Source organism: Rhodoplanes elegans, from assembly GCF_016653355.1.
Taxonomy (GTDB): domain Bacteria; phylum Pseudomonadota; class Alphaproteobacteria; order Rhizobiales; family Xanthobacteraceae; genus Rhodoplanes; species Rhodoplanes elegans.
In genome coordinates this window covers 1-9,301 of sequence record NZ_NHSK01000263.1, presented here as the reverse complement: position 1 = coordinate 9,301, position 9,301 = coordinate 1, and the positions used below count along the sequence as shown (strand labels likewise).

Below are 9,301 nucleotides of genomic sequence, written 5' to 3'. Positions count from 1 at the left end.
GGCTCGCTGGCGCGCGGCGCCACGATCGGCGGCTCGGACGGGGCGACCGGGGTCTCCACCGGGGTGATCGTCGGCTTTACGGGCGAGGGATCGGACATGATCGAAAGCTCCTGATACGGCGTTTCAAATCCGGGCGGCCGAGGCCGCGGACGGCAAGACGGCGGAAATCTCTCCCGAAGGGTGACCCGATGATTGCGGCCGTGGCGCCCCGTGCCCGAGTGAGTGCCCGAGTGCGACCGCCGGCTCGTCGATCGGCTCTCCTCCCGATCCAAATCGATGTCCCAATGGACAATGCCAATCCAAGGACAAGTCCAATCCAAATCGCCGTTCGCCGCGTCGCGACGTGCGGAACGTGCTGCGAGGCGCCGCCGACATGCGGCCCGGCACCATGCGCATATTACCTTGGATGAGCGCGCGATTCGAGAATTTGCGTCAAGCGCTCCGGTGCGCCGGGGTGGCGCCGTCCACTGCCGCTTGGTCGCACATCCGCGCGGGTGTATCGACGGGCGTCGCCCTGTCCTGAAGGATGTATTCCGCGTGTCCTCCGGTCCCCTCCCGGTGAACGATCGCTCGAACCCGGTTCCTGAACCGGTGCTGCCCGTGCACGTCCTCACCGGCTTTCTCGGCAGCGGCAAGACGACGCTGCTCGTCCGGCTGCTCGCCGATCCGGGGATGGGCGAGACGGCGGTGCTGATCAACGAGCTCGGCGAGGTCGGCATCGATCATCTGCTGGTGCGCCGGCTGGAGGACGACGTCGTCCTGCTCGAGTCGGGCTGCCTGTGCTGCACGGTGAGGAACGAACTGGTCGAGACGCTCGCCGATCTCGCGGCGCGCCGCGCCGCGGGCGACCTGCCGGCGTTCCGCCGCATCGTCGTCGAGACCACCGGGCTCGCCGATCCGGCGCCGATCGTCCATACGCTGATGACCGACGCCCGGCTGACCCCGCATCTGCGCCTCGCCGGTCTCACCGCCACGATCGACGCGACGCTCGGGGAGGGGACGCTGGCGACCCATGCCGAGGCCGTCAAGCAGGCCGCGATGGCCGACCGGCTGGTGACCACCAAGACGGACCTCGCCGACGCCACCACCCGCGCCAGCCTCGCCGCGCGGCTCGCCGCGCTCAACCCGGGCGCCCGCCGCTTCGAGGCGTCGCTCGCGGCTGCCCCGTCGCCGGCGGAGCTGTTCGAGGGCGAGACGTTCTCGATCGGCGCCGGCACCGATGTCGCGACGTGGCTGGCCGCCGAGGCGGCGCATGGCGACCCGTCTCACGATCACCACCACGATGACCGTCATCACGATGATCATGACCACGATGATCGCGTTCGCGGCGAACACGATCACGCCGGGCACCACCTCCATCATCACGACCCGCAGCGCCACGGCGACCGCGTCGCGACGTTCTGCCTGACCGCCGACACGCCGCTCGACTGGGACGTGCTGACGCGCTGGCTCGAGCTGCTGCTGACCGCGCGCGGCGAGCAGATTCTCCGGCTGAAGGGCATCGTGAACGTGCGTGGGCGCGACAAGCCGGTCGTCGTGCACGGTGTCCAGCACGTGCTCTATCCGCCGCAGGAGCTTCTCGCCTGGCCGGACGCCGCGCGCGCATCGATGCTCGTCTTCATCACCCGCGATCTGTCACGGAGCGCCATCGAGCGCTCGTTCGCGCGGGTGCTGGCCGCTGGCGCCGTTTGAACGCTCCGCTCGTCCCCGCCTTCGCGCTACGGGATGCACACATCTCAGAAAGCTGAGAAGTTTCAGTGAGGGGCAAACACGCCGGCTGCCCCCTCCGCCGTCGTCGCCGGGCTTGACCCGGCGACCCATCTCGCTGCGAGAGAACGCTGTTTGGTGAAGGTGATGGATGCGCGGGTCGAGCCCGCGCATGACGCTCCTATGCATGGCGCGCGATGTGTGCATCCCGTAGCGCGAAGACGGGGACCCAGGGCCGGCAGTGAACGAAGCTCTGGATCCCCGCCTTCGCGGGGATGAGCGGAGAACTCGCACGTCCCTCAATCGTACGTCGTCGTCGTCACCGGGGTCGCGCCCATCACCAGGCCAGCGCGGCGGACGACGTCGGCGGCGCGGCGGCGCGCCTCCACATGGAGGGCCTTCTCGTCGACCGTCGCGACGCAGCCGTTGGCGTAGAGGGCGCGGCCGTTCACCCACGTCTGGGCGATCGAGGCCGGGCTCGACGAGTAGACGACCGCCTGCAGCGGGTCGCCATAGGGCACCCACTCGAAGTGATCGAGGTCGAACAGCACGAAGTCGGCGCGCTTGCCCTTTTCGATCGAGCCGATCTCGTCCGCCCAGCCGAGCGCCTGGGCGCCCTCGATCGTCGCCATGCGCAGCGCCTTGCGGGCGCCGACCAGAGTCGAGTCCATGCGGCTGTCCTTGAACATGCCGGCCACCATGTAGAGCTGGCGCATCAGGTTCATGGTGCCGCCGGCCGAGACGCCGTCGGTGCCGAGCCCGACATCCATGCCGGCGTCCATCATCTCGGGATACTTGCCGATGCGGGTCGCGCCCTTGGCGAGCTTCACGGCGGTCGCCGGGCAGAACGCCACCTTGGTCCCGGCGTCGGCCATCAGGCCGACCTCCTCGTCCTGCACGGCGACGCAGTGGGCGATGACGAGATTGGAGGCGAGGCCGCCGTGCCTGGCGATGCGCGAGATCGGCCAGTGGCCGTGCTTGCGCTCGCACACATGCGCCTCCTCGATCGATGTCGCGAGGTGATACGTGGTGCCGACGCCGAGCTTCTCGGCGAGCGCCCGGGCGCCGACATGCAGCTCCAGGCTGCACGGCTCCTTGCCCTCGATGTTGCACCACACCCGCACCCGGCCGCCGCCGGCGCCGTCGAAGTCCTTCACCGTGCGCTCCAGCGCGGCGAGCGCCGTCGTGTGGTCCGGGAAGAAGTGATGCGCCATCATCTCCTCGGTCCAGCTCGGCGGGATCACGTCGGGCCGCACGTCGGCGGCGTGGCGGCCCGTGATGCCGCGCATGCCGATCTTGTCGATCGCGGCGACGACGCCCTTCACGTCGTTCTGGGCGCCCATGTCGAGGAAGCAGGTGGTGCCGCAGCGGAGCATCTCGGCCATGCCGAGCGTCGCCCCGCACACCTCGTCCTCGCCCGTCACGCTCGCATAGAACGGCTTCGCCCAGTGGAACACCCAGGCGCGGGTCGCTAGGCAGTCCGGGAACACGGCGCGCGACAGGGTCTCGGAGAGATGCACGTGCGAGTCGACGAAGCCCGGCGTCATGCCGTAGCGCGAGCCGTCGACGATCCGGTCGAAGCTGTCTCGCGAGTAACGGGACGCGATGACCGGCGCGGGCGCGACGTCGGCGATGCGCTCGCCGTCGATCACCACCGAGGCGCCGGTCAGCACCGTGTCGGCCTTGTCGACGGTGAGGACGAATTCGAGATTCTCGATCAGCGTGCGCACGGGATGGACCTTTTCTGGAGCACGACGATGGCGGGTGGTGCGGCGGCGGGACGGAGAGCTTAGCCGGACGCAAGGACGGGGCCAACGCCGCGCCGCCGCACGCCGCGGCGGTCCTCTCCCCGCCGCACCACCGTCGTTCCCGGTTGCGGCGGGGCGGGCTCCGGCTCTAACGTGCGGATCGTCGGATCGGAAGGATCGCCGTGGCCATCATCGACTGGTCGAAGCTCGTCATCGGCATGCTCGGCGGCGACCGCCGTGAGCAGGAGATCGCCCGGCTCGCCGCTCTCACCGGCGCCGAGGTCCGCGCCCACGGCCTCCCGTGGCCGGAGGGCGGTATTCCCGGCGTGAAGCATCTCGACGATCCGGCCGCGGTGCTGCGCGGCGCCAAGTTCGCGCTGTTTCCGATTCCCGGCATCGCCCCGAGCGGCGCCCTGTTCGCGCCGGCGGCGGCGTCCGCCATCATCCCGGACCGGGCCATGCTGGCCGGCATGGCGCCGCGCGCCCACATCGTGCTGGGCTGGGCCGACGCCAACCTGAAGGCGCATGCCGACGCGCTGGGGATCGGCCTGCACGAGTACGAGTGGGACCGCGCCCTGATGCTGGAGCGCACGCCCGCCATCCTCGAAGGCTTGCTGAAGATCGTCATCGAGAACACCGACACGACCATCCACAATTCGGAAGCCTGCGTGGTCGGGCAGGGGACGATCGGCACCGTGCTGGCCCGCTACCTGGTGGCGCTCGGCGCCCGCACCCATGTGGTCGCCCGCAATCCCGAGCAGCGCGCCGCGGCCTTCGTGGCCGGCGCGACGGCGCACGGGCTCGAGGCGCTGCCGGAGCTCGCGCCGCGGCTCGACCTCCTGTTCTCCACGGTGCCGTCGCGGGTGGTCGGCGCCAACGTCATCGGCATGCTGCCCGACCACGCCCTGATCGTCGATCTCGCGGCGCCCCCGGGAGGCGTCGATTTCGAGACGGCGAAGCGGCTCGGCCGCAAGGCGATCTGGGGGCGGGGGCTGGGCAGCCGGGCGCCCGTGACGGTCGGCGCCAGCCAGTGGCGCGGCATCCGCGCCCGCATCGAAAAGATTCTTCAGGACGAGCACTGAGCGTCGGTCTCGTGCCGCCGTGCCGTCGATCGTCGTCCGTCACGCCCTCGACACGCCCAGCCCGCAGAAAGGACCAGCATGCCCGTCGTCACGGTGGAGATGTGGACCGGCCGCAGCCGCGAGCAGAAGCGCGCTCTCGTGCGCGCCATCACGGACGCCATGGTGACGCATGCCGGGGCGAAGCCCGACAACCTGCACGTCATCATCCACGAGGTGCCGAAGGAGGACTGGGCGCTCGCCGGCGTGATGGGCGACGAGCGCAAGGACTGACCCGATCCGGGGCTGGGATCGATGCGGGCGCGCCTGCGCGGCGCGCCGGCCGGCTCTCAGTACATGTCGCCCTTGCGGCGGGCCTTCTTGGCCGCCTTGCGGGCGGCGTAACGGGCGTCGCGCGCCGCCTTCTGCTCGGCCTTGAGGGCGGCGTCGGCGACCGCCCGCTCCTCGGCCTCGCGCGCCTCGCGCTCGGCCCGCGNGGCGCGCGAGGCCGAGGAGCGGGCGGCGATCGCCTCGGCCTCGACGCGCGCCTTCTCGGCCGCCTCGGCCGCGATGCGGGCCTTCTCGGCCGCCTCGGCGTCGCGCTTCGCCCGGATCTCGTCGCGCTCGGCCTTGCGGGCGAGCCGCTCGGCTTCGAGCGCCGCGCGACGCTCCTCGAGCGCCGGATCCGCGGCGGCGGTGCGGAATTTCTCGAGCAGGGCCTTCTTGGCCGTGTCGGCGTTGCTCTTACGGTCCTGCAGGTCGGTGTCGCGGAAGCGAGCCATTCGGTCTCCGGTGTCGTGCACAAAGGCCGGACCGGGCCCGTGGCCCGAGGTCCGACCTGTCGAGGTCTCGATTGGGAGCCGCTGATATAGTCCCGTCCGCCGGCCGCATCAACGCTTCCGATGCATACCAACCGTGCGTTGCGCGGCCGCGGGGTACCGTCACGCCAGCGCGACCACCACGACCGGAAACGCGGCGAGGGCGCCATTGGCCATCGCGTGCGCCACCATCGGCACGACACTGCTGCCGCTGGCCAGGCGGAACATCCCGAGGACGCCGCCCATCACGATGTAGTGTGCGACCGAGAGCAGGTCGACGCCGCCGGCCCGCATCCAATAGCCCCAGTGGAAGGCCGCGAAGACCACGGATGTGCCGGCGAGCGCCGCAGCGGCGCCGTGTCGCCGGGCGATGCCGTGCCACAGGAAGCCGCGAAACACGGTCTCCTCGACGACCGGCGCGAGCAGCACGGTCGGTGCCCAGGCGAGGGCGACGGCGAGCGGCCCGGCACCCGGCGGGGTCCGACCGGTCCCGCCGGCATGCACATCGGCCGTGCCGGCCAGCAGGGTGAGCGCGACGAGCCCGCCGTAGAGCGTCAGCACGAACCCGGCCGCCAGGGCGACATCGGCGAGGCGCGGCCGCCGCCAGGCGAAATATTCGCGCAGCGGCACGTCGGTGAGCCGCACCGCCAGCACCACGACCAGCAGGATGCTGCCCCACAGGGCGAGCCGATCGAGGGCGGCCGGCCATCCTCCCGCCCATCCGGCGGCCCAGCGCCCGCCCGGCAGGCCCAGGGCCGCGGCGGCATCGCGCAGCGGCGCCTCGGACGCGAAGGCGAGGATCACCCAGGCGATCGATACGGCGACGCCCCACGGCCCGCGGACGCGGGACGGCGACGGGACCGGGACAGCCGCCGCGACGGGACCGGGACGGCGGACGGGAGACGGCATCGCGGCGGCTCCGGGCGCGTGGACGACACCTCGTCAACCCGGTCGCCGCACCGCGGTTCGGGACGGCGCGCCGGCGCCGCCCGTGCCCCGTCCGTCAGTCCACCCGTCAGTCCACGCGGGCGCCCGAGGCGGTGACGAGCGCGGTCCACTTGGCCACCTCGTCGCGGCCGAACGCCGCCAGGGCCTCGCCCGTCAGCGGCAGCATCTCGACCCCCTGGTTGCGGAGCTGGCCGGCGACCTCCGGCGTGGCGAGCACCCGCTCGGTCGCTTGGCGCAACCGCGCCACCACGGCGTCGGGCGTACCGGCCGGCGCGTAGAGCATGAACCACGCCACCAGGTCGAAGCGCGGGAAGCCCTGCTCGACCATGGTCGGCACGTCGGGCGCCGCGGCGCTGCGCCGGGCGCTCGACACCGCGATCGCCCTGAGCGCGCCGGAGCGCACGTGCGGCAGGACGGCGGCCGGATGGTAGAACATGAACTGCACCTGGCCGGCCATCAGGTCGGTGAGGCCGGTGGCGCCCTCCTTGTAAGGCACGTGGATCAGGTTGGCGCCCGTCGTGGTCTTGAGGAGCTCGCCGGCGAGATGGCCCGACGTGCCGGTGCCGGCGGAGGCGAACGCGAAGCCTTCCGGACGCGACCGCGCGGCGGCGGCCAGCTCGGCGACGTTCGACACCGGCAGCGCCTTCGGCACCACGAGCAGGGTCGGCGTGTAGCCGATCAGGGCGATCGGCACGAAGTCCTTCAGCGGGTCGTAAGGCAGCTTCGCGAACAGGCCGGCATTGATGGCGTGGGTGCCCACCGTGCCCATGGTCAGCGTGTAGCCGTCCGGCGTCGTGCGGGCGACCGCCGCGGTGGCGATCGCGCCGCCCGAGCCGGGCCGGTTCTCGACGATGAAGGTCTGCCCGAGCTCGGTCGACAGCGCGCCGGCGATCTGCCGGGTCACGATGTCGGTCGCGGTGCCGGGACCGAACCCGACCACGACCTTGACGGTCTTGGACGGATAGGTATCGGCCGACGCACTGCTCGGCGCGGCCGCGGCGACGGCGGCGCCGACCAGCAGGCCGGCGAGCGCGCGGACCAGCGTGGCGCGCGAGACGGCGGGCACAGGGTCGGTGGACACGGTGTCGGTGGACAGGTTGTCGGTGGACAGGTTGTCGGTGGGCAGGGCGTTGGTGGGCATGGGATCCTCCGGGGGCTTCTTTTGTGGTTCACGGCCGCCTGTCGGCGATCGCGGGCTTCGGGTCTCGGCACGACGGCGCGGCGGCGGCGACGACGCTCAGGCGTCGGCGACATGCCCGGCCGACAGGTTGACGCGCCGGCCGGCGCGGGTGAGCACCACGTCGTCGGGAAAGGCCTGCTCGTAGACGACGCCGAGATCGTCGAGTCGTGCGATCAGCTCGCCGAGGCGCGGCAGGCAGGCGTTCGGGACATCGTGCAGCACCAGCACGGTGCGCTCCCGCGCCGCGATGTCGGCGACGGCGCGATCGACCCAGCCGTCCGGGTCGCGCCAGTCGCCCGGCACGCTCGACCACAGGACGCAGGTGTAGCAGCTCGCGAGCAGCAGATCCGCGGCGGCGCGGCTGAGCAGATGCGGGCCAAGGGTGCCGGACTTGCCGTAGGGCCGGAACAGCTTGTCGGGATGCGACAGCGGTCCGATCAGATCCTGCGTCGCCTCGATCTCGTGGCGCGCACGGCTCGGATCGGGATCGTCCCCGAGCGCGACCGCGTGCGTGAACGTGTGGTTGCCGATCCAGTGGCCGGCGGCGTGCGCCGCGCGCGCCAGCGCCGTGGCGGTCGGGTCGAGCAGCTTGCTGCCGATCACGAAGAAGGTCGCCGCGATGCCGCGCCGCGCGAGCAGGTCGAGCACGCCCTCGGTGACGCCCGGCGTCGGGCCGTTGTCGAACGTGAAGGTGACGTGTGGTGTCACGATGGCTCCCTGGCGCGCCGCCCGGGGCGCGGAAGCGGCCCGGGGGCGCGGACGTCCGCGATCCTAGATGTCCCCGGTCCAGTGACAAAAGTGATTGTTTGAATTAACAGCATAGACCGTGTCTATGCGACGTGACGTTTTGCGACGGCGTCGCTGCGACGTGTCCCGGCGGCCTCACGCCGGCGACGCCGAGCCGGTGTGGTCGTCGCTGCGGCGCCCCCGGGCCACCCGTCCGCGAAGGGGTTCGCCGATGGAGCTTCGCCATCTGCGCTATTTCACCGTGCTGGGCGAGCAGCTCAGCTTCACGCGGGCGGCCGCGCTCGTGCACGTCACCCAGCCGACGCTGTCGCATCAGATCCGCCGGCTCGAGGACGAGCTCGGCGTCCGCCTGTTCGACCGCATCGGCCGGCGCGTCGTCCTGACCGAGCAGGGTGAGGCGCTGCTGCCCGGCATCGTCGCGGCGCTGCACGGCATCGATGCGGCGGTCCGCGGGCTGCGCAGCGGCGGCGAGGCGCTCGCCGGAACCCTCGCGGCAGGCGCCGTCCATAGCGTCGCGCTGCGGCTGATGCCGCGCTGCACGGCGGCCTTCCTGGCCCGGCATCCCGGCGTGCGGATCGTCGTCGAGGACCTGGCCGCCCCGGTGATCGAGGCGCGCATGCGCGAGGGCACGCTCGATGTCGGGATCGGCTACGCGCCCGCCGGCGACGACGCGCTGACCTTCGAGCCGCTCTACGAGGAGGAGCTGGTGCTGGCCGTGCCGGCGACCCACCCGCTCGCTGGCCGTCGCCGCGTGCGGATGAGTGCCCTGCATCACATGCCGCTGATCCTGCTGACCCGCAGCTTCGCCACCCGCCGGATGCTGGACGACTGGTTCGCCGCCGCCGGCGTCGCCCCCGACGTGATCGTCGAGACCAACACGATCGGACCGATGCTGGAGACGGCCCGCCGCGCCGGCGTCGCCGCGATCGTGCCGCACCGCGCCGTGCCGCCCGGCGGCGATCTCGTCGTCGTGGCCATCGAGGCGCCGACACCGCGCCGCACGCCCGGGCTCCTTTGGCCGCGCGACCGGGCGCGCAGCCCGGCGGCGCGCTCCTTCGCGGCGATCGTGCGGCGGGCGGTGCGGCAGGAGGCGGG

The 9,301-nt window shown here is 72.1% G+C and carries 9 protein-coding genes and 1 pseudogene; 4 read left to right on the top strand and 6 right to left on the bottom strand.

Translation table 11 applies throughout. The features are described 5' to 3' along the window. Positions 1–537: 537 nt before the first annotated feature. Positions 538–1,692: a CobW family GTP-binding protein gene (locus tag CCR97_RS27965; RefSeq protein WP_201160091.1), complete on the top strand. Its 1,155-nt coding sequence runs from the start codon at positions 538–540 to the stop codon at positions 1,690–1,692. A 314-nt stretch (positions 1,693–2,006) separates the two neighbouring features. Here the strand turns inward: CCR97_RS27965 and CCR97_RS27960 are convergent, their stop codons facing one another. Next, complete coding sequence (locus CCR97_RS27960; RefSeq protein WP_111360131.1) at positions 2,007–3,437, bottom strand: amidohydrolase family protein; 1,431 nt, start codon at positions 3,435–3,437, stop codon at positions 2,007–2,009. A gap of 200 nt (positions 3,438–3,637) precedes the next feature. Between CCR97_RS27960 and CCR97_RS27955 the strand changes: the two genes are divergently transcribed. Next, on the top strand, positions 3,638–4,537 hold the full coding sequence (locus CCR97_RS27955) for a dipicolinate synthase subunit DpsA (RefSeq protein ID WP_245429217.1): 900 nt from the start codon (positions 3,638–3,640) through the stop codon (positions 4,535–4,537). A gap of 78 nt (positions 4,538–4,615) precedes the next feature. Next, entirely contained in the window at positions 4,616–4,807 is a 192-nt protein-coding gene (locus CCR97_RS27950) for a 2-hydroxymuconate tautomerase (protein WP_111360130.1), read from the top strand. A gap of 56 nt (positions 4,808–4,863) precedes the next feature. Here CCR97_RS27950 and CCR97_RS31940 read toward each other — a convergent pair. From CCR97_RS31940 to CCR97_RS27930, 5 genes and pseudogenes are all read right to left on the bottom strand, one after another. Beyond that, positions 4,864–5,009, bottom strand: a pseudogene (locus CCR97_RS31940) (DUF6481 family protein); the annotation flags it as partial. Position 5,010: 1 nt separating this feature from the next. Then, on the bottom strand, positions 5,011–5,295 hold a 285-nt coding region (locus tag CCR97_RS27945; protein WP_244670717.1), incomplete at its 3' end, for a DUF6481 family protein. 159 nt (positions 5,296–5,454) lie between these two features. Next, complete coding sequence (locus CCR97_RS27940) at positions 5,455–6,240, bottom strand: CPBP family intramembrane glutamic endopeptidase (protein ID WP_111360499.1); 786 nt, start codon at positions 6,238–6,240, stop codon at positions 5,455–5,457. A 106-nt stretch (positions 6,241–6,346) separates the two neighbouring features. Then, positions 6,347–7,420: a Bug family tripartite tricarboxylate transporter substrate binding protein gene (locus CCR97_RS27935; protein WP_201160089.1), complete on the bottom strand. Its 1,074-nt coding sequence runs from the start codon at positions 7,418–7,420 to the stop codon at positions 6,347–6,349. Between the two features lie 96 nt (positions 7,421–7,516). Further along, positions 7,517–8,167 carry a polysaccharide deacetylase family protein gene (locus CCR97_RS27930; protein ID WP_170146102.1) on the bottom strand — a complete coding sequence of 217 codons (651 nt, stop codon included), beginning with the start codon at positions 8,165–8,167 and terminating at the stop codon, positions 7,517–7,519. 250 nt (positions 8,168–8,417) lie between these two features. Between CCR97_RS27930 and CCR97_RS27925 the strand changes: the two genes are divergently transcribed. After that, positions 8,418–9,301 (top strand): LysR substrate-binding domain-containing protein (locus tag CCR97_RS27925; RefSeq protein WP_201160088.1); only part of this gene is annotated, 884 nt, incomplete at its 3' end.